Source organism: uncultured Proteiniphilum sp. (genome assembly GCF_937873925.1).
Lineage (GTDB): Bacteria > Bacteroidota > Bacteroidia > Bacteroidales > Dysgonomonadaceae > Proteiniphilum.
This window is the reverse complement of record NZ_CALNAT010000168.1, coordinates 1-25,586: the sequence shown is the minus strand read 5'-3', so window position 1 is coordinate 25,586 and position 25,586 is coordinate 1. Positions and strand designations below refer to the sequence as shown.

Below are 25,586 nucleotides of genomic sequence, written 5' to 3'. Positions count from 1 at the left end.
CGCGCGGAATAAGAAAGGCAAGCATATGCTCTTCATATTCAAGGTCTATATTAGCTTCAGCACACTTTTCTGCAAAATTCTTCCATGCCAAAGAATTTCTGTTTGCATTGAAAATACTAAAAGTATTTATACCATTGTCCTTTGCTATCTGTATGTAGTCAATCTTGCTTGGATTGCTCACATCGCTCCAACCGGCAACAATACCTCGCATCTTAAAAAAGGGTTCTTTATCTCCTCCAGAAGGATTCTCGTCATCCGGGTCCGGATCCGGATCAGGCTCCTTTTCTTTAATTAAAGACTCCCAATCATCGACTACAAATGTTGAGTGAGGTTTACTACAAGCTACACTTAAGAATAATGCAGTTATAGTTATTACAAAAAGAGCGGAGAAATTTTTTTTCATTGTCTTTTATTTTTTGAAGTTGTAAAGTCCCTGACCATAATCGTTGACAAAAGATATATCTTTATATGTGTTCACATAGTAATCATCTATCCATGCTCCATAACAAGAGATATTCCTGATACCATAATTGGCATAGGTTTTAAGATCGTCCAGAAATACTTCTTTATTAAAGTCTAATTTTTTTTGAGGTTTCTGCCAGCCGCTGACGAGCGAAACATCCAACCAATACTCAAGTATTTGTGCAGTCTCTGCAGGAAATATATTGAGATTTGCTTCAAGCATATCCAGATACTCCCCATGCGACCATTCTACCCCTTCCCTGCGAGCTTCACGCACACTCAGAGGAATATCCCATCTGCGGTAGAAAGGAGCAAATTCCAGGAATATATCCTTCTCAGGTTTAATGCGGGAAGGTGCAGGCGTAGTTTTGTCATAAGCAAGATGCGCAAGCTGAGCCTGTGGGTCAATCTCTTTAAGCGCCTTTATTATCGTATTTTCAAATAAAAGTCCCTGGTCAGCGTCATTTAAATCCCTGCATTCATTACAATAGCATTTTTCACCGCCATCATATAACCAGAAATAATACTTATGATTAGTAGGAGCATTTGCTTTTCCAAGCTTTTTAGCATTTTCATACACAATCGCATGGGCTTCCCTGTTTGAAGGACAACCGTTGAAATCAGGACGACGAACCCCTTCTTTATCCATCCGGAAGTATTCAGGGTGACTTTCGAAAAGTTTGCGTGGAAGTAACCAGGGCATGGCATGTTCTTCATACACGAAATCGAGCCCATTATCAACGAATTTTTGTTTCATTTCAGCATAAGCTTCACTTTGATAATCATAACCAGATACACTGATAGTGTTCAATCCATTTTCTTTCATCTTCACAATCCAATCAATTACATCAGGATTGCTCACATCGTTCCAGGCTAATAGGATTCCTCTTGTTTGAAAAAAAGGCTTATCGCCATTTCTTTTGTTCTCCCCACATGAAGAGAGCAAAAGAAATGACAATAATAATCCTATGTATATATGAATCCTCATAATTAAATCTAAAATCTTTTATTCTTGATAAGCAGGAAGATATATAGATGCCATATCTACAAGTTGACGCTCACCATTTACAACATTTCCCTGGGGAAGAAGTCCGTAAGCAGACCAGTTGTCAGCTCCATTCATATTCTTTACGGCAATCCTGACTTTATTCCCTTTAATTCCAAACCAACTCCTAAGCATTTGGATTTCGATACGTCCTATATTTTGGGTATCAAGGCTGCCTGCTGCAAAAATAACACTCCCATCATAGGTGCCACCAAGATTTCTAAGTCCTGAGAACACATTGGCTCCATGCTCTCCTTCATATTTGTAAACACCTCCCCACGAATAAAAATCATTGTAATGGTCTCCGTCATGAAGCCCTAATTCAATATAATATTCAAGTCCCATATGTTTATCATCATAGGGAGGATAATATGTATCATTATCTATTGCAGCTACAATAGCGCCTGTATTAGGATCTCCGTCAGCGTCTACATACATGTCAAATGGCATGTTGAAATCAAATCCCGGGTCATAAAACTCCATATAGACAAAGACATATTTTCCGTTTGCGGCAAGTTTGAGATTTTTCATTGACTGATACAAAACATCACCTTCCGGTAAAGACCAGCTTTGCACATTTGGGTCTTTCCAATCATCGAAATCTCCGTCAACAGTAATGGCTACTGCAAATGGATATAAAAGGTCAATTTTTATTGACTTTACAGTACCTGCAAATCCGTTTTCTACAGATGCTATCTTCAGTGTAACCGGATATATTCCAGGAACAATATTGGCCGGAACTTTTACGGTAACATCTATCTCTGCTTGTGTTTGACCTGCCGGAATTGTTATCTTATTTTCATACTCAGCCTCTGCTTTAGACTGAGGGTCTGTCTCCAGTGTTACCACAACAGGAACTGTCGTTGCTTTTGAGAGGGTAACTTTTAATTTGGCTTTTTTGTCACCTGCAAATGAAGGATCGGCATAAAGATTCACCTCCGGTTTGAAAGCGTATGAAAGGTTGATATAGGCCACAGCCTTTTCTCCGATTTTTGCGCCTTCTGCCGATTCAATTTTGATGGCTGTCTGATAGTCTCCCGATTTCAGTCCGAGCACATCGGCTTCCACATCAATTGTAGCGCTTGTTTTTCCGGCAGCAACAGTTACTTTTTTGTCATAGGTAGCCGGCACATTTGTTTTACCGGATTGTACATCTGCTTTTGCCAGTCTTACTTCCACATCTTTCCCACTTACAGCAGAAAGAGTAATCGTTAATTTAGCTGTCTTTTCAGCATCGAAACTTTCGTCAGCCGAGATGGATACTGTTGGCTGATTTTCAATATTGTCCGGATCTTTTTCGCAAGAAACAGTCAATATGCCAAGTGCTAGAACTAATGTAGCAATAATATAAAAGAAATTTTTCATAATGATTCGAATTATAAGTTGTTAATAGTTATTTGAATACAAGATTTACCATCCGGGATTCTGTTCGAGCGCTCTATTTTTATCAAGTTCCTTCTGAGGAATTGGGAATAGGTAATGTTTGTCAGGATTAAATATCCTGTTCTGGAAGACCGGATAGGTTATATTTCCATCCTCATCAACCATTACACGGTGTACTGCCTTATTATCTACCACTTCAGCAATCATCCAACGGCGTACATCCCAAAAACGATGATTCTCGAAAACGAGTTCTACTCTTCTTTCGTGACGGATTCGTTCACGCATCTGCTCCTTGTTCAACCCTGCAGGAAGCTCAATGCAGTTTGCACGGGTACGAATTGTATTGACGAGTTCATATACCATGTTTGTCGGGCCTTCCGCTTCATTCAACGCCTCTGCATAATTCAGGTACAGTTCTGCTGTCCGCATTATGGCAAAACGGCGGTATGTCCAACTTGCATGTGTTACAAGGTTATGGTTCTGATCAAGGTATTTATTGGTAAAATAGTTTGTACGAATGATAGAACCGATGTTTATATTATCCTTACCATTCGTTGAGATGTCAATTTGACGTCCCTGGAGCATTGCACCGTGATACAATATACTTGAATAGAACCTATCATCTCTTCCTACCCACGGATGCTTCGGATCATATCCCGAAGTTTCATCTATGATTTGTTGGTTATCTGCCGTATAACCTAATACAGGAACTTTTCCTGTGGCCTTCATTTCAAAATCATCCACAATTTCCTGAAGAGGTCCGTCTACATTATATGCATTATATCCCAGTGGCATAGCATACATATCCCACCAAAAGCATTCATAATGTTCTGAATTCTTCGTCCATATAACCTCAGGTTCAATGCCTGCTTTATTAAAAAGGGAACTATATGAAAGAGACAGGATATGGCCATTTTTCAAAGCCATTCTCAGCGCTTCGCCTGCATATTCGGCAGCTTCATTCCATCTGTCTAAATCATTGTTTCTATTCCAATATTTGCTTGCCCAATATAATTTGACCTGGGATTTTACTACAGTCGCAATTAAAGAGGTGAATCTTCCAAAATTTGCATCATCGTGCCCAGGAGGAAGGTGTTCAATTGCCATGTCCATATCATCAAGAATCTGCCTGAGGGTCTCTTCTGCTGATGCCCTTTTTATACCCGTTGTTGATTCTATGTTTCCCGGGTCAAGCACCTGTGTGATAATAGGAACTCCTCCCCACTGTTTGAACAGGAGGAAATAGTAATAACCTCTAAGTCCATATGCTTCGCCGAGCAGCCTTGACCTACGGTTACTTGCCCCTCCGGTACTTAAGTCCTCAGGAATCAGGTCATAGTTCTTGATGAACATATTACACCTTCTGATGCAACCATAATAGTCCTGCCAATTTCGTTCAAGAGGCATTTGGGAAGGGTTCCAGCTTCCTGTATTGATATCAAAAGGAGAAGTCTGGTAACCTGACGCTTGCTGAAAACCTACCTCGTCTGTTGCGCCGCCAAGTTTATAACGACCTGTTAAATCTTCAGTGTTATACTGAAAATCAGGTAGATAAATATAAGCATTATTGAGGTACCGTTCAGCGGTTTCAATCTTTAAAAACAGTTCTTCTTCAGTCATATTATCCCCTGGCGCTCTTTCAAGAAAATCTACACAAGAAGTCGCAGAGAAAACCAAAAGAAATAGGAGGCTTATTTTAATAATATATCGTTTCATAATAATTCTTTTCAGTTAATTTCACTATATGTCAAAGCGAAGTCCTAAATTAAAAACTCTTTGTATGGGATAGGGAAGGGTGCCGGAACCTGCTGATTCAGGGTCCCTGTCCTTTAACCACATCCTGTCCCATACCGCCACGTTTTGGGCATTAATATACACCCTGGCATTCGGCACACGTATCTTCTCCAGTAGAGAAGCCGGGAGTGTGTAACCAAATTCAAGATTTCGAAGTTTCAGATAATCAGTTTTCATCAGATTCTGATCCGAGAGCACAGTGTTGTTTGCAGTAGTGTGTGGTACAGGAAGTAAAGCATTTTCTTTATTGGATTCACTCCATCTCTGCAGGTTAATAATACTACTTGGATAAGCCCATAGGCGGGCAGTTCCTCCCAATGAACCGTTGAACATCATACTAAAGTCAAAATGACGAAAATTGATACCGATTGATAATCCTCCTGTAAATGTAGGAACTGAAAAACTTTTAATAGGAACACGGTCTGAAGGATCGATAATACCATCATCGTTTTTATCAAAGTATTTAATGTCACCCGGAATAACAGGCCCGAAGTTTTGAACAGGACTATTGTCAATATCAGCCTGATCCTTGAAGAAACCTATTGCATGATAACCGAGGGAATACCCTATCTCATAACCACGAAGGTCCTGATAGTCAAATTCTGGTGTAGGCTGATCATTTTCAAGTACCTTATTTTTGGCAAATGTTCCCTGTATATTCGTGAAGAATGAGAAATCCCGTGTCAATTGCTTGTTAATACGCATTTCTACTTCAAAACCATGGTTAAATACTTTTCCGGAATTTCGCGGAGCCACATTTAATATACCGATGAAATCGGGGACACTCCCAGCTTCGGTAAGAATATTGTCACGGTGCTCACGGAAATAATCTACAGTGAAGTTGAGGGTATTGCCCTGGAAAAGAGAAATATCAATTCCGACATTCATTTTTTTTGCTTTTTCCCATGTGACAAAAGTATTACCGACTTTTGTTTCGTTATGTCCTCCGGCTGACAATGTACCTCCGTTAGTTGTGCCGAAATAATAACCTGAAGGGAATATAGAACCAAGTCCTCCACCAGGTCCAAACTCAGTTATATACAGAAAACGCTGGCCTCCAATCAGGTCATTTCCTACTACTCCATAAGAACCTCTCAGTTTGATTATTTTTATCCGGTCAAGTGAATTGAACCATGGTTCATCACTGATGACCCAACCGGCAGAGAAAGCAGGAAATAGTCCGTATCTACGTCCCGGAGGAAAGTTTTCTGAACCATTATATCCAAGGTTGAATTCAGCAAAGTATCTGTGAGCATTGTTATAGGTGATTCTGGCGCTAAGTCCCTGGTATGCATACATATATTCAGAGCTTTGAATATTTTTGAGTGTACGGTTACCCAATAATTGACCACTGACCTGATGTTTTCCGAATTCTCTGTCGTAGTTTAAACGCAAATCAGTATAGGTAAACCTGGAAACACTCGACCCGGTACTTGCAGCAAGACGCCCCTTCGTGGAGTAATCCTGATAGATGGCTTCCCCTTCCTCATCAGGTCCCCGATACCAGAACTGTTCGAAAGTCTGTCTCCAGATGCGATTCAGACTACTATTGTTTTCAAAACTGAAAAACCCTTGAACACTAAGTCCCTGTGTAATAAAATCGAGTGCATGCTTAGCCGAAAGTGTACCAGACATCACATTGGTACCGTTGTTGTAATAACCACTCTGAGTGATGACTCCGTATGGATTGTTCTGATAGGGTATTTCAAGTAAACTACCGGCGGCTAAAGTTCCGTTAGGATTCCATATTGCTTGTGAACCCGGAAGCCGGGAGGTGATGACATTGAACACATGAGTGAAACTTTCACTTGGCCCTATTCTTGTCTCCAGACGACCTGCAAGATCAATACGGATATCGAGCATTTTAGTCGCTTTCACATCAACATTCGACCGAAAATTGTATCTTTCATATTTAGAGCTAACACCATAATTGGATTTAAAAATATCTTCATGATTTAATAATGTACCTTGATTGATGTAACTTCCGGAAATAAAATAATTAACTTTATGATCTTTTCCGGCTGATCCTGAGATATTCACATTATATTGCTGTTGCTGCGAATAATCTCTCAGGACCACATCGAACCAATTCGTATTGGGATACAGATACGGATCGGAACCGGATTTAATTTTATCCAGCACTTCATCGGTGTAACGCATAGGCTGTCCGTCGTTATAATCAACAGTCCTGTTATATAGGGCCTGTTCATAAGAACTCAATGTCTTTGGGAGACGGATCGGTTGTTGTACTGCTTGTTGAAGAGTGAAAGATATTCTGATCTTGTCATCACTCCCTCCTCCACGCCTTGTTGTAACGACAACTACCCCATTTGCTCCCTGAATCCCATAAAGAGAGGAGGAGGAAGCATCCTTCAAAATGGTGATAGACTCAATTTCATTGGGATCCAACATGTCTAGGTCGGCTTTGTTGCGTGGAAGCCCGTCAATAACGACAAGAGGTGCGCTTGAACCGTATGTGCCAAGGCCACGTACATATAGGTTTGCAGCGTCTGCTCCAGGTTCTCCTGAACTTTGGACAGTGATCAGTCCCGGTAGCTTGCCGGCAAGGGCATTACTGATATTGGCTACCGGGCTTTGGATAAGCTCTTTGGTTTGGATGGTAGAAACCGCACCAGTAATCGAACGTCTCGTTTGACGGTTGTTCATACCTACGACTACGATCTCCTCCAAATAGGTTTGACTTTCAGTAAGAACTATCAAAAGCGGTTGGGATTCTTTACCGGTAACCATAAGTTCCAGGTCGTCAAAACCTATATAAGAGATTTTGATTGTTACCGGATACTGTGGGACTTTCAATTCAAAGTTACCTTCGATATCCGTAACTGTCCCGTTTGTGGTACCTACCTCGAGGATATTACCTCCGATGATGGATTCTCCGTTTTTATCGGTAATTTTCCCGGTAATTATTTTTTTTGTTTGTTGTTGAGGTTGAGGTGATAACGCAGGGGTAACTTCTTTCCGTTTATTGATCAGAATATACCGATCGTTGATCTTGTATTCATAGATAGCGGGAAGCGCTTGCTCCAGTACCGTTTTAATGTCTGCATTTTTTGCTTTGACACTCACTTTTACCGATGTGTTTACCTGATCGTTGTTATAGAAGAATTCAAATTCGCTTTGTCGGCGAATAGCGTCGAAGACTTCTTCCAGTTTCACATTCCTGAGATCCAGATCTAACGATGTAATCTGGGCGTAGCTCTGCCCGGCCCACACTAAATTGGAACTCAACAGCAAAAAGAAAAAAACCAATTTCATGATGCAAAACAGTTTCTTTAATTCCCGCAGGGGGAATTGTTGTTTAAGTCTCTTTTTTTTCATAAATTTGAGCGCTTTAAATGAATTGTTGATTGATAAATTTTAAAAAGGTAACAGTTTTTTTAATGCATTAAGGCTGCCCGAAAGGCCTAAAATCGGGCAGCCTTCTATATTATTTTGTACAGGATTATTTTATCTCCTTCGGATCTGTATTGAATGTCTGTAACCGCCTGTATCTGATCCAATAAATAATTAAGAGGTCTTACTTTCTCGGCGCTTCCGGTAAACCGCATTTTTCCTATATCCGAACTTTCATATATGATCCTGAAATCATACCATCTTTCCAATTGGGCAAATATTTCGGTTAAAGGCTGGTTTCTGAATACGAACTCTCCTTTTACCCAGGCAGTATACACATCCGTATTTACCTGCTGAACGGATATTTCGTCGGATAATTTATCCAACCGGAAATTGTGTTGGGGGTTTAACAGAAAGGTTTCCTGGTTTTCCGGCAGATGCACCCGGATGCTGCCTTCTACCAAAGTGGCATTGACATAAGGATTTGTCTTGTATGCATTGATATTAAATGATGTGCCCAGCACTTCTATTGCGAGATCCGGAGTCTGGATAATAAAAGGCTTTACGTCTTTTTTCACTTCAAAATACGCCTCGCCCAACAATTCCACACGGCGGGTATCACCTTCAAAGTAGGACGGAAATGTTAATTGCGATTCCGAATTGAGAAATACTTTGGATCCGTCTGATAGTACCAATTCATATTCGCCGGCTTTGGGTACATAGATCGTTTGCTGTTCTATTGTTTTTTTGACCGGTGTTGTCTTTTGAAAACTGATAACGCCCTGGCTGTTATTCGAAATGATTATACCATCCTCTTTTTTTACTTCAAAAGATTCGGACAAGTCGATCTTTTCACCTTTCATTGAAAGGAGATATGCTTTTTTGGAACCCGGATCAAAAATGTTTTTTTCTGTTTTTTCGGGGGGAGTTGTAGTTTCATGAAAAATGAAATAACCGCCGACTATGCATAGCGCAATGACAGCCACAGAAGAAATAGCGTATTTGAACCATTTTTTTTGATACAAGGGCATTTTTCTTTCGATATTCAGATAAAGCTTACTGGAAATATGATTGAAAACCTTATCCTTATCAAATAGTTCTTCATCTTGTCTTCCCTCTTTTAATGACCGGTAAAGCTTTCTGTTTTCTGTATCTTCATGAAGCCAACGTTGAAAATGTCTGTCATCTTCAGGTATCTCTTCACTTAATACCTTTAATAACAGTTTCCATTTATCCATACTATTTTTTTCTATTTTCAACATATTGGATGCTTATTTATACGATAACACAACGATTTTGAAAAAGTATTATTTAAACCGGATCTTTATCCTATTTTTTCTTTTAAAATCCGATAAGCTTTAGATACCTGTACTTTAACAGTGTTGACGGATATACCCAATAAGTCGGCAACTTCAGCGTATTTTTTCTTCTCCAGGGTCGTCATAACAAATATTTTTTTACATCTGTCGGGTAATTCGTCAATGGCCTTCAGGAGCAACCTTTTTAATTCTTCAATATCTTCATCGCGTACATCGTCGTCAATCAGATCTATTGTAATTTCATAACCATGCACAAAACGTTTATTATCCCGGAGATAATTTAAGGATGCGTTGTAAACGGATTTATAAGCATAGGCTTTAAAAGAACAATTGTTAGGCAGTATATCCCTCTTTTCCCAACAACGGACAAAAAAATCCTGTACGATATCTGCCGATGCCAAGGAATCGCAGGTTATCTTATAAGCCCAGATGAAAAGTCTGTCACTATAGAGATAGAATAACCTTTTAAAGATTTCTTCATCACCAGCCTTTAATTTTTTTATCAACCTGTTCTCTTCGTTTTTCATACGATCAAACTATTTATTTTCAAAGGTATCGTATGGAACTATTCCATTAAGCTAAATGAGCAGAAGCCATGTAAAAGGAAACACGAATACTTATGAAAAGTATTATTTAAAATTTATCTTTAACATTTTTTGCGTGCAGGGTCATTCCGGGATTTCCGGAATGATATATTGCAAATACTGCGGAGGGACAATATCCTGTATTGTTCATGGTTATTTTTTCAGTAATAGTATTTCATTTGTCCCGAAAAATGGCAGGACGAAAATATCCGGACAACGAAGTCATTACAACCCTACCGAATCCCTGTAAAAATCGAATGCTTCGAATAGCAGTTCCTTGTCGGTCGTCTGGTCGATCCGTACATCTCCAATATTGCCCAACAGGGTGAAATGGATAATGTCGCCTATATTTTTTTTGTCATGCCGGGCTATTTCGTACAACGTTTCATAATGGTCGCACGAGAGGGGGAAAGCACCGTAGTTATCCCGGATAAAACGGACAGTCCTTTGCAGTTGCTCTTTCGGGAAGCCGCAAAGCCGATGAGATAACCAGAGCTCAACAATCATTCCCCATGCCACGGCATAACCGTGAGGAACGGGTCTCTCTTTGGTCATGGCAAAACTCTCGAAAGCGTGGGCTGTAGTGTGCCCGAAATTCAATGCTTTCCGGATATTTTTCTCGTAGGGATCTTTTTCCACAATATCCTGTTTGATCTTCACCGAACGGAAAACCAGTTCGTTCAGTTTTGAATAATCGGCCTCATCGAAAGAATAGGTCAGGATCTCTTCCCATTCTGCGGTGGAGTGGATCAACGCATGCTTGATCATCTCCGCATATCCCGACAAAATAGCTGCCTGATTGAGCGTATGGAAAAAATCGGAAGAAATGATCACAGATTCGGAAGGGTAAAAGGCGCCGATCTCATTCTTATATCCCTCGAAATTGATGCCGGTCTTTCCGCCTACGGCCGCATCGACCGCTCCGAGCAGTGTGGTGGAAATATTGATATAGCTGATACCCCGTTTGAAGGTAGCTGCGGCAAATCCACCCAAATCGGTGACCATGCCCCCTCCCAGGTTCAATAGCAATGAATGGCGTGTGGCGCCGTTCTCGGTGAGGAGTTGCCATACTCTGCTCAGGTTTTCAATCGTTTTGTTGGTATCACCGGCAGGAATCACAATTTCCTTAGCTTCCCGCAACAAAGGGGTCTCTGCAAGCAGGGGAAGGCAATGAGTGTGTGTATTTTCGTCTGTGAGAATAAATAGTTTGTCGTGTCGGATGTTTTGAATCGCTTTCTCCACATCGGTTGTAAGATGATCGCTTTTGATGATTTGCTGCATAGCTTCTATTTCTAATCGGTTGTTACTGGGTTTTTGTTGCTTTCAGGGCGTGATACAACTCTTCCTGAATACGCTCTCTGATGCTGAGCGTCGAGAACCGGTTGGGAGTCCGGGAAGGATTTACCCTGTTGGAAAGGAAAATATAGATCATGTGGTTCGCAGGATCGATCCAGAAACTCGTGCCGGTGAATCCTGTGTGGCCATATACTTCGATGGGGGTTCCCGGGCTGGTCGGACTGTATCTGCTGTTGGTGGGATCGGGTTTGTCGAATCCCAGGCCGCGGCGGCTGATACTGCTTTTCGTCGTTGTAAAGAGTTTCACCGTCTCTTCGCTCAGATAACGCTCTCCTCCGTATTCTCCCCCGTTCAGCCACATCTGATAGAGTTTGGCCAGGTCATTGGCATTGGAAAAGAGGCCTGCGTTGCCCGATATCCCGCCGAAGAGGGCCGCGCCCTCATCGTGTACGTAGCCCCGCACATGCTGCCTCCGGAAAAAAGGATCGTCCTCAGTGGGGGGGATTCTTTCGATGGGTATCTGTTTTAATGGCTGGAAGGTGGTAGTAGATGCTCCCAGCCTTTGGTAGAAGTTTTGTTTCATGTAGGTATCGAGATCCATTCCCGAAACAGATTCCACGGCCTCCTTCAATAGCATGAAATTGAGGCAGCTGTATCGGTAGCTTCCTTTTCGGTTTAACTGGGTGTTGATAATCTCCTTCAACAACTTGTCGTGCATTTTGTTGCTTGCGTATAGTCCTTTGGCCACGGGGAGATGAAATTGCTCCGATTCCCGGGTAGAGATCAGGTCGGGTAGGAATTTGTAATCGGTGCGGCCCCAGGCGCCTGCATAGCGGGCGTGGTAAACCGCCGATTGCCGGCCGAACAGCGAACCGGAGTAACTGTTTTCATCAATGGCCGTGGTGTAGTAGGGAATAAAAGAGACTACTCCCGTTTCATGCAGCAGCAGGGATCGTACGGTGAGGTTTGCCTTATTGCTCCCCCTGGTTTCCGGAACGAATTTACTGAGGGGATCCTGAAGACGTATCTTTTTCTCGTCATACAGTTTCATGATGGCAGGAAGGGTGGCGGTTGTTTTGGTGACCGAGGCCAGATCGTAGACCGTCCCGTCCGTAACTTCAGGGCTGTCCCGGTAATCAAACTTGCCGAACTCCCTTTCATAGATGACCACCCCATCTTTTGCTACGAGGATCTGGCATCCCGGGTAGGCTCTCTGCCTGACTCCTTCCAATGCGATACTCTCTATTTCGTTGAACCTTTCGGAGGCCAATCCCACCTCTTCAGGCATGGAATAACCCAGACGGATCTTCTTTGTATCGAAGCCCGTGCCTTCCTTGATTACACCGGTGGATACCGGAAGCTTTCCACTGATACCGATCCCTCCGAAAATGCCCTGTGCAGCGCTCATCTGTGCAAAATCAGAGGCATCATAGGCCATGATGACTGCTGCTGCGCTGTCGACCGAAGCCTGAAAATTATCCAGCCTGTAGGGTGAGGTGAAAAATGCCAGTACTGTCTTTTGATCTTTCGTGAGTTGCTGTAACGCTGCGGCATCAGCAGCATTGTCTGAATGGACGGAGATAATGATGAGGTCATAATCTTTCAATCCTCTTATCTCGGACAGGGCCGCGACGGATTGAGCGCTGAAAGTGGTTACGGGAGCATATTTCTTCAGGTATTCGTGAAACGTATTATTGCCTGTAGCACCAATGGACAGGGCCGCGATCTTTGTCATGTCGAGTTTCTTCACCGGGATCAACTCTGTCTCATTTTTGAGAAGCGTGACAGCGCCATCGTAAATCTTTCGTTGTATCCATTCGGCGGAAGGGGCATTCACGCGGCTGTGAACGGTGGGTGTATGAATGGGAGTGAATTTGTTTGCTCCGAGGATGTATTTGTAGGAAAGTATCTTCCGCACTTTTTCTTCGAGGAGCGGTGCAGGGATCATACCCTCTTCGACCGCTTTTTTCACAGAGGCAAACTCTCTCCCCTGGTTTATAACCCCCAGCATGACGTCATTGCCGGCCAGCAGCGCTTTTACACTTGCGCCGGATTGGTCGGAGACGCCTTTCATGGCCATACCGTCGGTAAAGGTGAGGCCGGTGAAGCCCATCTCTTCTTTGAGAAGGCGTATGCCGACTTCGGGTGAAAGCGATGCGGGCATTCCTTTTGTCTCTAATGCCGGCACATTCAGGTGTCCTGTCATCATTCCCGACAGTCCGGCGTTGATATATTCACGGAACGGAAGCAGTTCCACCTGTTCCAGCCGCTCGCGGTTGTGGGCGATAGTCGGCAATGTCTTGTGCGAATCTTCCGAAGTGTCGCCATGTCCGGGGAAGTGTTTGGCTACCGCCATCACGCCATTTTCTTCCAATCCTTTTGCATAGGCAATTCCTTTCTTTGCTGCGTTGACCGGATTCTCTCCGTAGGAGCGGCTGCCGATGATGGGGTTTTTGGGATTACTATGCACGTCGAGTGAGGGGGCGAAATTCACATGGATGCCCATCTCCCTGCATTGGCGCGCCACCTCTCGTCCGTAGAGTCTCACCATCTCTTCATCCTGTATGGCGCCGATAATCATGTTCCGGGGATATTTCGGGGCGTCTGTTAACCGCATGGACAAACCCCATTCACCGTCGAGGGCGATCAGAAGGGGTATATCGGCAATCTGTTGGGCATAATTGGTGAGATCCGCCTGCTGTGCCAATGTCCCTTTCGAGAATAATAATCCTCCCACTTTCTGGTTCCGGATATATCCTGATATTCGGGTCCTCCACCCGCTGTTTGGTTCCACGATAGGCATAAAAAGCTGTCCCACCTTTTCGTCGAGGGTCATTTTCGCGTATACCGAATCCACCCATCGGCTCATTGCCTGCTTATCCGCCTGTTCATACAAGCCGGGAGTCACCTGCGCCGATACCAGCATCGGGCATACAACAGCAATGCATAAAAACAGTATCTTCTTCATTATTGCTTCCTTCATCTTTTTATCACCTAACTCTCTTTTTATCTCCTAATCATCAAATTATTACATCAATCTATTCATCTAACCGGCTTTCAAATAATTGACAAGTCATTCCATCATCAAATCGCCACGTCATCACCTCAGACTGATTACCAATAATCCTCAAATCCTCACATTGTTAAATCCTCACATCAACCTAATCACCTTTCCGCCTTTCCACTTTTTCCAATTGTACATCTATTCTTCCTACATAGATCCCTCGTCCGTTTGTCTGATAGATCATAACCTCTTTGTTATCCATATTTTCCCGTATCTCCGGGTTTTTCATATAGGTATGGCTATGCCCGCCGATAATCAGATCGATATTGCGGGTGGATTCTGCCAGTGTCATATCCTGCTCATAACCGAGATGGGAAAGACAGATCACCATATCGCATGTATGTTGTGTGCGGAGCTGCGCAGCCAGTTTGTTGGCTGTCTCCACAGGGTCCAGGAATTTCATCCCCTTGTAATTGTTGGCGGCAATTAATCCTTGCGGCCGCACGCCGATACCGATGACACCGATCCGGACGCCATCTCTTTTTAGGATGATATAGGGTTTGACAAGTCCTGCCAACGCTGTTTGGGAAAAATCGTAGTTACTGGTGATGATAGGGAAATCGGCTTTACGTACCACCTCTTCGAGCACCTCCATCCCGTAATCGAACTCATGGTTGCCCAATGTGGCGGCATCGTACTTTATCAGGTTCATCGCTTTTACCTCCACCTCCCCTTTGAAAAGATTGAAATAGGGGGTACCCTGCAGAAAATCCCCTGCATCCAAGAGGAGTACATTTTTGTTCTCTTTTCTTACTTTGTCCACATAAGAGGCCCGTCGTTCCACCCCGCCTTTGCCCGGAGCCGTCCTGTCGGTTTCCGGCAGCGGTTCGATGCGGCTGTGGGTGTCGTTGGTATGGAGAATGACAATCTTCTTCTGTGAGAATACCGGAAAAGTTAATAATAGAGCGAGGCAGAGTAATATAAAGTTGTTTGTTGAATTCATACTTGTATTTGATTAGTAGATTTGCAGATGTGTTGATTTGCTGATTATCAATAAATCACCGAATTATCACATCAATTAATTTTTCACGACAATACGCCCATCGAGTACGGATTCGATCTCGTCTCCTCGTCGGGTCTGTTCCTTTACCCAGTCGATCATCACATCGCGTAGTGTGATGCCGGTATTGACATTGGCAACGGCATCGCGGAAAGCGCTCATGTTGTCATTGCCTTCGGCCAGGTAATCGAGTGTGACAATATGATAAATTTTATTTTTATCAATGGGTTGTCCGTCGATGGTGACACTTTTTACTTTTCTCCCCCCGATAATCAGCTTCACGTTCGATGAGATACCTGCCCCGCCTATGCGTGCATAGGCATCGAACATCTTTTCCAGGTCACTTCCCTTCAATTCCAGAAAGGTGATGGTGTTGTCGAAAGAGTAGATCTCATAGAGGTTGCCGATAGTCACCGTTCCTTCAGGCAGGGTGGCGCGGTGTCCGTGGACATTCATTACTCCTATATCCGCCCCGCCCGGCAGATGCTCATCGCCATACGCCTTCATTACATCCGACGTGAGGTTTGTCAGCAGACTTTCAGGCCTTTTATAATCCATGAACCGGGCAGACCTGCCGATCACCTCATTCATCTCCCGGTCGAGCTCCGTTTTGTAGGATTGTACAAGCGCTCCCACCTCCCCGTGGGAGGGGGTGTCGAATGAGGAATTCATCTCGACAAGGGTGCCTGACATTTCCACGATCCGGTATTGCTGATTACATGCAAGAAGCAAAATCGCCATCCAGGCGATCCATATCGTTTTTAATCGCATACTATATACAATTTAAGATATTTGTGAGTTTCGGTAAGCAACTGTTGCCTCCGATCTGTTTAGAATTTTATCCGTTGAGTCGGTTTGTCCACAAAAGATGGCCGACCGTTATTTAAAACAGGCCAAAAATACATTTTTTTACCTTGTGCATCAAGACGTGGATGAAAAATAAACATTAAATTATGTTTTATGCGGCAGATTGAAGAAAATTTTCTACCTTTGCATCCGCTTTACGTAATCTCTGTCGGCAACAGGTCGTTATATTGCGTTCAAAAGGGTTAATAATTAACATAAAGCTTGATAAAGATGGATTTAATAAAGATCGCGGAAGAATCTTTCGCGGGCGAAAAGAAAGAATTTCCCTCATTCAGGAGCGGCGATACGATCACGGTCGCTTATCGTATCGCGGAAGGGAACAAAGAACGTATACAGCAGTATCGCGGAGTGGTGATCAAGATCGCCGGCCACGGGGACGCTAAACGTTTTACCGTAAGAAAGATGTCCGATAATATCGGAGTGGAACGTATCTTCCCCATGAACTCTCCTTTCATCGAAAATATTACGCTGAACAGCGAAGGGAAAGTACGCAGGACAAAACTCTACTATCTGCGTAAACTGCGTGGTAAAGCCGCCCGCATCAAGAAAAAAGTGTATTGATGATGTGCAGGTGAAAAAGATAGATAAGCTCCGAAGTTTCGGGGCTTTTTTGTTTTCTGAAAATCGATGGATGTTTTGTATTTCGACTTTTTTCGAAAGAATCATCAAAAATCAGTATCTTCGCAGAGGAGATCGGATTTGTTATTGATGAAGGAACAATTTGAAATCCCCCATCCTCAATCCGTAATCAGGACATGCTTCACAAAACAGAAGGTATAGTACTCGGCACGACTTCCTACAGCGACGCTTACTCCATCGCGCATCTTTTTACGCGCGATTTCGGCAGGGTTTCCTACCTGTTGCCCATGTCGCGCGGGAAGAAACCGAAAATACGGACCTCGCTTTTCTTTCCATTGTCGGTGCTGCATATGGAAGTCGAGCATATGCCGTTGCGCGAAGTGCAGAAACTGAAAGATGCGGAGAGGCAATTTCCTCTGTACGAACTGTGCACGAACATGACAAAGGTGTCGCTTGCTTTTTTTATTTCGGAATTTTTATCGTTCATACTCCGCGAATCCGGCCACAATGAACTGGCATTCGATTACCTGAAAAATTCGGTGGAGACGCTGGAGGCCGCCGAAAAGGGATTGGCAAATTTTCATCTGGCTCTTATGATGGGACTGACCCGTTTTCTGGGGATCTATCCCAATACGGAATTTGCCGGGGAGCACTCCTTCTTTGATCTGCAGAACGGTGAGTTTGTGGTGAATGAACCGAGACATTCTTATTATCTGAACAGGAGAGAGAGCTCCTACCTGCGCGATCTCTACCGCATCCATTACGGTAATATGCATCTTTTCAGGCTGTCGCGGAATAACCGCAATGTGATTGTGGACCAGCTATTGGATTATTACCGATTGCATGTCTGTAATTTCCCGCCGCTGAAATCGCTCGAAGTTTTACGGGAAATGGTATAGCCCTTTATCTGTACACCTGAAAAACGATCACTCTTCCCGTAGGTTCGATCCTGAATAAATCTCCCAATGATTCATTCAACGACCCCTGCCACCAGTTGGTCAATACCCTTCCGTGGACCGGATACAGCAGGTTATAGGTGGTCAGCGCTTTGGGATCGATGGCGAAAATGGAAACCTGTTCTCCTTTGTAGCTTTTAAACTCTGTGGAAGAATGAATGGGAGTAAAGATACCCCAATCGGTGACCATGACAACTTTTGCTACCTTTTCATATTCCGCCAGCAGCGATATATTTCCGATGGTGTGGTCTTCCCGTTTTCCGGTTCCTCCTACAATGACAATCTCATTTCTCCCATTTTCGACGCAGAACCGCACTGACTTGGTGAGGTCATTTATTTCCTGGTCGGAGTCGGGATGGAGGATTCCGGCAAAACGAACTTTATTCTCTTCCGAGATGGAATCGCAGTCGCCCACAATGGCATCCGGCATCCCTCCCCAGGCAATAAAGTCGTTGACAGCCCCGTCGCAGCAGACAATATATTCTGCCTCTTCGATATAGGAGAGGGGTATGGGATGCCTGGGAAACCGCCCGTTAGCAATGATCACCGCCGCGACGGCCTTGTTTCTTTCCATCTTTTACAACTTTAGCACAAAGGTATAAAAGAAGAGCTGATGAAAGGTGAACGCCGGCATAAATTCTCGTATTGCTTAACGAAAGAGTTTTGTCTCACTATTGCCTTTCCAGTCCCTGTTCCAACTCAATTGCCCTAGGAAACAGGATGTTGTTCTCCAGATGAATGTGGCGGTGCAGGTCCTCTTCGAACTCCTCCAGCAGGCTCAGTGTTACCCTGTAAGTGTTGCAGGCATCTTAAGGAGGAGTGTAGTTGTCGGTCAGCTCACTGATCCGTCTGAACCGATCCCCTTCTGCGGTATGTTCCTGCTCCATCTGGTCGATATATGCGGCAGCCGAGCCTAATCCCGTCTGCGGTTTCTTTCCGTCGGATAGTTGAGCTTTTACCAGCAGTCGGATATAGGGAAACAGCATTAACTCCTCTTTTTTCAGATGTGCCGAAAGATCTTGTGCCGAATCGGAAAAGAGTTGTTCCACCTCTGTTAATTCGGGATGGTTACCGCTGTGGACACTCACGACTTTTCGGAGAAAGGGGATGATTTCCGGAATCTTCTTTTCAATATAGCGATGGTGTGTTTTCTCTATATAATCGGCAAGAAGGTCCGGTGGGAACGCCTTGACATCGAGATCCCCAGCCTCCTTTTTGTTTATCGTCTCGGAAAGCTCATCCACCAGACTCTTTTCATCTATCTGTTTTTCACTGCATGCATCGGCTATGGTCCTGTTTCCGTTGCAACAGAAATCGATATTGTATTTTTTAAATATCGATGCTGCCTTGTAGTTCTCAGCTACAATTTTTCCTACGATACTTTGACTGTTTATTTCCATAATAATACCTGTTTTATAGAGCTTCCCCCGCCCTCCGTTTGAGAGGATCGGGGGAACTGCTCCGAGGATTCATAATTATTGCTTATTTTTCTTGAGGGTTAATGTATATACAAACCAGAAGAGGGTAAGGGTTCCTATCGCAAAAATGGTATCGCCCAGAATGCGTAACCATTTGAACACACTCACCAGCGGTTGCTGCATGAATTCGGCGGAACGGGCATACCACATCCCCTCCTTTACACTGGCTACGGTCTGCATCAGTCCGACCGGCAGCAGGCTCAGTACCACCATCAGCAGTAATCCGATATTAAGCGTCCAGAAGGTGAAGGAGATCAGCTTATCATTCCACTTCCGTCTCCGGTACATGCTGCGCAATACGAACAGGATGAGCCCGATGCCTAACATGCCGTAAACGCCGAAGAGTGCCGCGTGGCCGTGTACCGGCGTGGTATTCAGTCCCTGCATATAGTAGAGGGCGATGGGCGGATTGATGATGAATCCGAAAATCCCAGCTCCCAGGAAGTTCCAGAATGAGACCGAAAGCAGGAAGTAGATAGGCCATTTGTAATCTTTCAGCCATTCGGTTGCTTTACTCATCCGGTAATTGTGATAGGCTTCGAACCCGATCAGTACCAGCGGGACTACTTCAAGCGCGCTGAATGTAGCTCCCAGGGCCATTACTGCCGTCGGGGTCCCGGTGAAGTAAAGATGGTGGAAGGTGCCCAGAATACCCCCTGTCAGGAAGATAACGGTGGCAAAAAGCACATTGTTGGTCGCCGATTTGATGCCGAGCAACCCCATACGTGTGAATAAAAAGGCGGCAACCACGGTGGCGAACACCTCGAAGAAGCCCTCCACCCAGAGGTGGACCACCCACCAGCGCCAGTATTCGGCTACGGCCAGGTTGGTTGTCCTGCCCCACATCAGTCCCGCGCCATAGAATAATGCGATGGCGGCGCAGGAGATCAGGAAGAGGATCAGCAATCCTTTTTCGGATGTCCCCTTTTTGATGATAGGCAGGATGGGGCGGATCATCAGCGCCAGCCAGAGGAAGAGTCCCACTACCAGAAGTATTTGCCAGAAACGTCCCAGGTCCACATATTCATAACCCTGATGACCGAACCAGAAGTTATTGACAAGGTCGAGCCGCTGCATCACCCCGAACCACTGCCCGATCAGAGATCCGGCCACTACGATAAGCAGCGCGATAAAAAGGAGGTTTACCCCCAATTTCTGGAATTTCGGGTCTTTTCCGCTCAGCGAAGGGGCGATATATAATCCGGTAGCCAGCCATGCGGTGGCTATCCAGAAGATGGCAAGCTGGATGTGCCAGGTGCGGGTGATGGAATAGGGAATGAATTTCGCTATGTCGATGCCGTAGAAACCATCCCCTTCCACCCCGTAGTGTGCGGTAATCACGCCCAGCAGCACCTGCACTAGGATCAACAGGTTCACTATCCAGAAATATTTTTTTACCGCCCACATCGATGGGGTGATGGTCTGGTTCATGAGCGGGTCTTCCATCGGTCTGAGCGTCTCCTCCTGCCGGGTACGCGCCTGCACAAAGATCATAATGCCAATACCCAGCAGCAGCATGATAATGCTGAATCCTGTCCAAAGTACCAGATCGCTGGTGGGAACATTGCCTATTTGTTCGTCCGGCGGCCAGTTGTGGGTATAGGTTACATCCGAACCGGGGCGTTCCGTGACACACGCCCATGAAGCCCAGAAAAAGAACTGCACCATTTTTTCCATCCTCTCCTCCGATTTGATGGTGTTTTTTGCGATGGCGTAGTCGGCCCGCAGTTTGTCCAGAGCCGGATCGTCCATGAAGAGGCCGGCATAATGTTCCTTGTTATGCAGGAAAGCCTCATACCGTTCGCTGCTGATGGTAAGCGTGCCGGTCGCTTTATCGTAGGTATTCACCCTGAGGAATTCCTGCAGCCTCGATTCCATTGAAGCCCGGTCGGCAGAGGACAAGGTATTGAACTCTTTCCCGTAATCGGCCTGGGACCATTTGCTCAGGAGATACTGCGCTTCCCGGTGCAGATAGTCGGCTGTCCAGTCGGGCGCCACATAGGCGCCATGGCCCCATACGGTGCCTATCTCCTGTCCGCCGATGCTTTGCCAGATATTCTGGCCGTCTTTGATATCATTGCCCGTAAATAATAGCTCGCCCCCCTCATTGGTCACTTTTTGAGGTACGGGCGGCGCCTGTTGGTAGATTTGAGTGCCGAAATACAATAATACGGCGAAGGACAGACCTACCACCAATGCAAATGCAATCCATAATTTTTTCTGTGTCATACTGAATCATTTTTAGGTTTAAACTTTATGATATTATCCGGATTGATCTTAAAAAATGAAGGCCCGTTATGAACAAGCAGACAACCTTGATCACCTCTGTTCCCACATAATAAAAATGGAGAGGCGATGCCGGTACTTCAGCCCCTTGCTGATAAAGCGGAATGCGTGCATCCAGAGCGGGTAGTAACCAAAGGGTCTGGATGATGAGTACCAGCACTGCGATCAGGAATAATATCCGGGGCAGGTTTATTCCGGATCGATGGAGCAAGAACAAATCCACTGCCATAAGAACTGCAAATACCCACTCCACTTTGTTCAAAGCTTTAAATACCAGACTGCCGATACCCAGTCCTAACGGTAATGTTATCCCGGGCGCCCTGAATTTCAGCCATGCCTCCATGAAACTGATGGCGCTTACAAACCCTATCCACAGAAAAACACCGGGTAATGCCAGTATATAATATTGAATGTCTTTCGTTTGCATATTTTTTTAGTTTAGTTCTGAGGGGTGGTATTTATCTTTTTTGTATTCCCGACAATTTTATCGGAAATAGCCGGAAAAAATCAGCGCTTCAACAGGGTTTCCCTGTTTTTAATCCCCACGGCCAGTTCATAGGCAGTGGTCTTGTGCAGCACACTCCTCATCTCTTTCCTGATTTCTTCCACAGAGTGATGCATGGGGCAGGGATGTTTTTCATCACACTGGTCTAACCCCAATGCGCAACCTTCAAAAAAAGTATTCCCGTCGATAGACCTGACGATATCGGCCATTGTGATGTAATGCAGGTTTTCACGTTTGATCTCAAAACCTCCATTTGGGCCTGTATAGGATTCCACAATGCCGTTTTTTGACAGCAGCCCCAGTATCTTTCCCGTAAAAGCCTCAGGAGAACCGATATGCTGTACGATATCACCGATTTTAACCCTTCTCTCCTTCAATGATTGAGAGGCGATATAGAGAGTAGCCCTTATACCATATTCACAAGCTTTCGAGAACATGCGATGTTTTTATGCCAAAGATATATCAATTTTCCTATTTCCGATAAAAATGTCGTAAATATTTTTTTATTCGATTTATCAATGGAGGGATTACCAAATAACGTTCAGTAGAATTCTTTTAGATTAAAAGCCTTCACTCTTTACCCTTTATTTTAAAACAATCCTGATATCTGGCTGTTGTATGGGTAAATATTTAATAAAACATAAAAGGAGGGCTTTTTCAAACAATAGGATTGAAAAACTGTTTTTATGTAGAATCGTTCTAACTTATTAAAGGATACACAAAGAAATATATACAACGTTTTCGTTACGCTACATGAGCAGAAGGCAACTGACAGGGTCAAACCTGTCTGCATTATGCCATAGCGGGAACTATTTCTTTAAGCGGGTACATAGGTAAAACTTGTTTTGACTATGTCGGGCGCAGGAATAGGGAATATAATTCAAAACGACTAATTTTAATGAAGAAAGCAAACTGCTATGGCCAATACAAAATCAAAAAAAAGTGAATTAACAAAAGAGAAAATGTTACACATGCACAGGTTGATGCTTGATATCCGGAATTTCGATAACAAGGTCAACCGGCTTGTGAAAAAGGGGAAAATACCCGGAATGACGCATTTCTCCATCGGGGAGGAAGCCGCCAATGTGGGTGCTGTTGCCGCGCTAAAGACCGGATTCGACATGATCACCTCCAATCACCGTGGACACGGACAGAGCATCGCGCTGGAGATAGATCTCAACGGGATGATGGCCGAGATCATGGGGAAGGCCACGGGAACCTGCAAGGGGAAAGGCGGTTCCATGCATATTGCCGATCTCGACGGGGGGAACTTAGGAGCAAACGGGATCGTAGGCGGAGGAATGGGAATGGCCATTGGCGCCGCACTCACTCAGCAAATGAAAAAGACGGGGAAGATCGTTGTCTGCTTTTTTGGCGACGGCGCCTGTAACGAAGGAACCTTCCATGAAACGTTGAATATGGCCTCCATCTGGAAGTTGCCGGTGATTTTCTATTCTATCAACAACATGTATGGAATCAGTACACCGATCAAGGATGTGATCAATATTGATTATAATTATCAACGCGCCTCTTCTTATGGTATTCCGGGGCACTTTATTGAAGATGGGAACGATTTGCTCGCCGTCTACAATAAGTTTGAGGAAATAGTGAAGTATGTGCGTGAGGGCAACGGGCCGGTACTGGTAGAAGCGATTACCTACCGGTGGCTGGGGCATTCCACCTCGGATCCCGGAAAATACCGTACTAAAGACGAGGTGGATGAGTGGAAGAAAAAAGATCCGATCGCCCGCTTCAAAGATTACCTTATTGAAAATAAAATAGTTACTGCGCAGGAGGTGGAATCAATAGAGAATGCATCTGCGGATGCAGTAGAAGAGTCTGTAAAATTTGCACTGAGCAGTCCGGAGCCGACGCTGGAGTCGGCATTTGAAGATATTTTTGCGGATTGAACTTGAAAACAATTAATTTTTTAAGGATCGTTTTCGTCAGGCCAGGTGCGCGGAAGGCAAGCTTGCTTGTATTATGCCGGAAAACGACTAATTTAAATGAACCCCAATAAAATGATATAATGCAGGGACTTCGTTGTCTCTGCCAGTCATACAAAACAACAACAGCAGAAAAAACAGATGGAAAATAAAACTAAGATCATGTCTGTTCGCGATGCCATCATCATGGCAATGTCGGAAGAGATGCGTCGTGATGAGAACGTGTTCCTGATGGGAGAAGATGTGGGTATTTTCGGTGGCGATTTCGGTACATCGGTAGGGATGCTCGAAGAATTCGGGAAAGAGCGTGTACGCGATACCCCTATTTCCGAGAATGCCATTTCCGGCGCAGCTATAGGGGCTGCCATGACCGGGATGCGACCCATTGTGGATGTCACATTTATGGACTTTATCGTTTATATGATGGATAATATTGTGAATCAGGCTGCCAAAACGAGATATATGTTCGGCGGAAAAGGGCAGATACCGGTGGTATTCCGCGCTGCCGCGGGAGGGGGCGTTGGATCTGCCGCGCAACACTCGCAATCGCTCGAAGCCTGGTTTACCCATATCCCCGGACTCAAAGTGATCGCCCCGGGAACACCGGCCGACGTGAAAGGATTGCTCAAGGCGGCTGTCCGCGACAATAATCCCGTGATCTTCCTTGAGTACAAAGCACAATATAATATGAAGGGAGAAGTGCCTCTTGATCCGGAATTTGTATTGCCCATCGGGAAAGCCGATATCAAAAAAGAAGGAAAAGATGTAACGGTCATCACCTACGGGCGTATGCTGGAACGGGTGATGCAGGCTGCCAAAGAGGTGGAAGAAGCCGAAGGGGTAAGCGTAGAGGTGGTAGACCTTCGTACCCTGGCGCCGCTCGATAAGGAAGCGGTGATCAATTCGGTAAAAAAGACCGGAAAAGTGTTGCTGGTGAACGATGCGCACAAAACAGGCGGTTTCATCGGTGAGGTGGCCGCCATGATTGCCGAGAGCGATGCGTTCGACTTTCTTGACGGACGTATCCTGCGTCTTGCCGGCGAAGATGTTCCCATCCCCTATAACCAGACGCTGGAGTCTGCCATGATCCCCAGTGTGGAGCGGATCAGGAAATACATTCTCAAATTAGTGAATAACCGATAAATACGGAGTGGATGGAAAATAAAAGACTGAGGGCAACACCGGCGGCCAGGACTTTGGCGAGGCGTCTGGGCGTGGATTTGCTCAATTTGACCGGAACCGGTTACAAGGGACGTATCCATAAAGACGATATAGCCAATTTCAACTACGAAGAGAAAACGCATGTTTCTCCTCTGGCCTACCGTATTGCCGAAGCACATAATATAAGCCTGAAAGGGGTTAAAGGGTCGGGTCACCGGAATAAGATCATGAAAGAGGATGTCTTGCAACTGATCTCCGACCCCGATCTGAAAGCCAGATTTGCACTCAATGATTTTGGTGAGGTAATGACAGCCCACAAACCGGCTCAGGCTGCAGGTAAGCCCGTGCCGGAGACGCCGGAAAAGACGCAGGTGGTATCACAGGTGGAGGCGGTGGCTGGAGAGACCGAGACTGTTCCGATGACACAGATGCGCAAGATCATCGCCAAACGGATGTCGGAAAGTTTTTTCGGTATACCTACTTTTACCCAGACATGGGAAGTGGATA

19 protein-coding genes and 2 pseudogenes are annotated in these 25,586 nt (G+C 44.8%); 5 read left to right on the top strand and 16 right to left on the bottom strand.

The window, feature by feature from the left end; genetic code table 11:
• The 11 genes and pseudogenes from Q0502_RS11560 to Q0502_RS11510 all read right to left on the bottom strand — a co-directional run.
• Positions 1-403, bottom strand: a pseudogene (locus Q0502_RS11560) (hypothetical protein); the annotation flags it as partial.
• Positions 404-409: 6 nt separating this feature from the next.
• Positions 410-1,450 (bottom strand): DUF4838 domain-containing protein, encoded by a 1,041-nt coding sequence (locus Q0502_RS11555; RefSeq protein ID WP_298650876.1) that lies wholly within the window; start codon positions 1,448-1,450, stop codon positions 410-412.
• Between the two features lie 18 nt (positions 1,451-1,468).
• Entirely contained in the window at positions 1,469-2,872 is a 1,404-nt protein-coding gene (locus Q0502_RS11550; RefSeq protein WP_298650874.1) for a hypothetical protein, read from the bottom strand.
• 45 nt (positions 2,873-2,917) lie between these two features.
• The gene (locus Q0502_RS11545) at positions 2,918-4,606 is read right to left on the bottom strand and encodes a RagB/SusD family nutrient uptake outer membrane protein (protein ID WP_298650872.1); all 1,689 of its coding nucleotides are present in this window, start codon (positions 4,604-4,606) and stop codon (positions 2,918-2,920) included.
• A gap of 24 nt (positions 4,607-4,630) precedes the next feature.
• Positions 4,631-8,023 (bottom strand): TonB-dependent receptor, encoded by a 3,393-nt coding sequence (locus tag Q0502_RS11540; RefSeq protein ID WP_298650870.1) that lies wholly within the window; start codon positions 8,021-8,023, stop codon positions 4,631-4,633.
• A 104-nt stretch (positions 8,024-8,127) separates the two neighbouring features.
• Positions 8,128-9,300 carry a FecR domain-containing protein gene (locus Q0502_RS11535; RefSeq protein WP_298650869.1) on the bottom strand — a complete coding sequence of 391 codons (1,173 nt, stop codon included), beginning with the start codon at positions 9,298-9,300 and terminating at the stop codon, positions 8,128-8,130.
• A gap of 62 nt (positions 9,301-9,362) precedes the next feature.
• Positions 9,363-9,884 carry an RNA polymerase sigma-70 factor gene (locus Q0502_RS11530; protein ID WP_298650867.1) on the bottom strand — a complete coding sequence of 174 codons (522 nt, stop codon included), beginning with the start codon at positions 9,882-9,884 and terminating at the stop codon, positions 9,363-9,365.
• 282 nt (positions 9,885-10,166) lie between these two features.
• On the bottom strand, positions 10,167-11,222 hold the full coding sequence (gene aroB / locus Q0502_RS11525; protein ID WP_298650865.1) for a 3-dehydroquinate synthase: 1,056 nt from the start codon (positions 11,220-11,222) through the stop codon (positions 10,167-10,169).
• Positions 11,223-11,244: 22 nt separating this feature from the next.
• Complete coding sequence (locus Q0502_RS11520) at positions 11,245-14,220, bottom strand: glycoside hydrolase family 3 N-terminal domain-containing protein (RefSeq protein ID WP_298650863.1); 2,976 nt, start codon at positions 14,218-14,220, stop codon at positions 11,245-11,247.
• Positions 14,221-14,398: 178 nt separating this feature from the next.
• Positions 14,399-15,244: a metallophosphoesterase gene (locus tag Q0502_RS11515; protein ID WP_298650861.1), complete on the bottom strand. Its 846-nt coding sequence runs from the start codon at positions 15,242-15,244 to the stop codon at positions 14,399-14,401.
• 75 nt (positions 15,245-15,319) lie between these two features.
• Positions 15,320-16,072 (bottom strand): 5'-nucleotidase C-terminal domain-containing protein, encoded by a 753-nt coding sequence (locus Q0502_RS11510; protein ID WP_298650859.1) that lies wholly within the window; start codon positions 16,070-16,072, stop codon positions 15,320-15,322.
• A 306-nt stretch (positions 16,073-16,378) separates the two neighbouring features.
• Here Q0502_RS11510 and rplS point away from each other — a divergent pair, with 306 nt between their 5' ends.
• Both rplS and Q0502_RS11500 read left to right on the top strand, forming a co-directional pair.
• Positions 16,379-16,729, top strand: coding sequence for a 50S ribosomal protein L19 (gene rplS / locus Q0502_RS11505; protein WP_298650857.1), 351 nt, complete (start codon positions 16,379-16,381; stop codon positions 16,727-16,729).
• A gap of 194 nt (positions 16,730-16,923) precedes the next feature.
• Positions 16,924-17,646: a DNA repair protein RecO C-terminal domain-containing protein gene (locus Q0502_RS11500; RefSeq protein WP_298650855.1), complete on the top strand. Its 723-nt coding sequence runs from the start codon at positions 16,924-16,926 to the stop codon at positions 17,644-17,646.
• A 4-nt stretch (positions 17,647-17,650) separates the two neighbouring features.
• Here the strand turns inward: Q0502_RS11500 and Q0502_RS11495 are convergent, their stop codons facing one another.
• The 5 genes and pseudogenes from Q0502_RS11495 to Q0502_RS11475 form a co-directional block, all read right to left on the bottom strand.
• Complete coding sequence (locus Q0502_RS11495; RefSeq protein WP_298650853.1) at positions 17,651-18,277, bottom strand: thiamine diphosphokinase; 627 nt, start codon at positions 18,275-18,277, stop codon at positions 17,651-17,653.
• A gap of 97 nt (positions 18,278-18,374) precedes the next feature.
• Positions 18,375-19,103, bottom strand: a pseudogene (gene ric / locus Q0502_RS11490) (iron-sulfur cluster repair di-iron protein).
• A gap of 75 nt (positions 19,104-19,178) precedes the next feature.
• On the bottom strand, positions 19,179-21,410 hold the full coding sequence (locus tag Q0502_RS11485) for a nitric-oxide reductase large subunit (protein ID WP_298650851.1): 2,232 nt from the start codon (positions 21,408-21,410) through the stop codon (positions 19,179-19,181).
• A 25-nt stretch (positions 21,411-21,435) separates the two neighbouring features.
• Positions 21,436-21,894: a hypothetical protein gene (locus Q0502_RS11480; protein WP_298650849.1), complete on the bottom strand. Its 459-nt coding sequence runs from the start codon at positions 21,892-21,894 to the stop codon at positions 21,436-21,438.
• An 80-nt stretch (positions 21,895-21,974) separates the two neighbouring features.
• Complete coding sequence (locus Q0502_RS11475; protein ID WP_298650847.1) at positions 21,975-22,409, bottom strand: Rrf2 family transcriptional regulator; 435 nt, start codon at positions 22,407-22,409, stop codon at positions 21,975-21,977.
• Positions 22,410-22,889: 480 nt separating this feature from the next.
• Here Q0502_RS11475 and Q0502_RS11470 point away from each other — a divergent pair, with 480 nt between their 5' ends.
• The 3 genes from Q0502_RS11470 to Q0502_RS11460 form a co-directional block, all read left to right on the top strand.
• Positions 22,890-23,882, top strand: coding sequence for a thiamine pyrophosphate-dependent dehydrogenase E1 component subunit alpha (locus Q0502_RS11470; RefSeq protein WP_298650845.1), 993 nt, complete (start codon positions 22,890-22,892; stop codon positions 23,880-23,882).
• Between the two features lie 177 nt (positions 23,883-24,059).
• Positions 24,060-25,061, top strand: coding sequence for an alpha-ketoacid dehydrogenase subunit beta (locus tag Q0502_RS11465; RefSeq protein ID WP_298650843.1), 1,002 nt, complete (start codon positions 24,060-24,062; stop codon positions 25,059-25,061).
• Positions 25,062-25,072: 11 nt separating this feature from the next.
• Positions 25,073-25,586, top strand: a 514-nt coding sequence (locus Q0502_RS11460) for an E3 binding domain-containing protein (RefSeq protein WP_298650841.1), incomplete at its 3' end; no start/stop codon positions are given.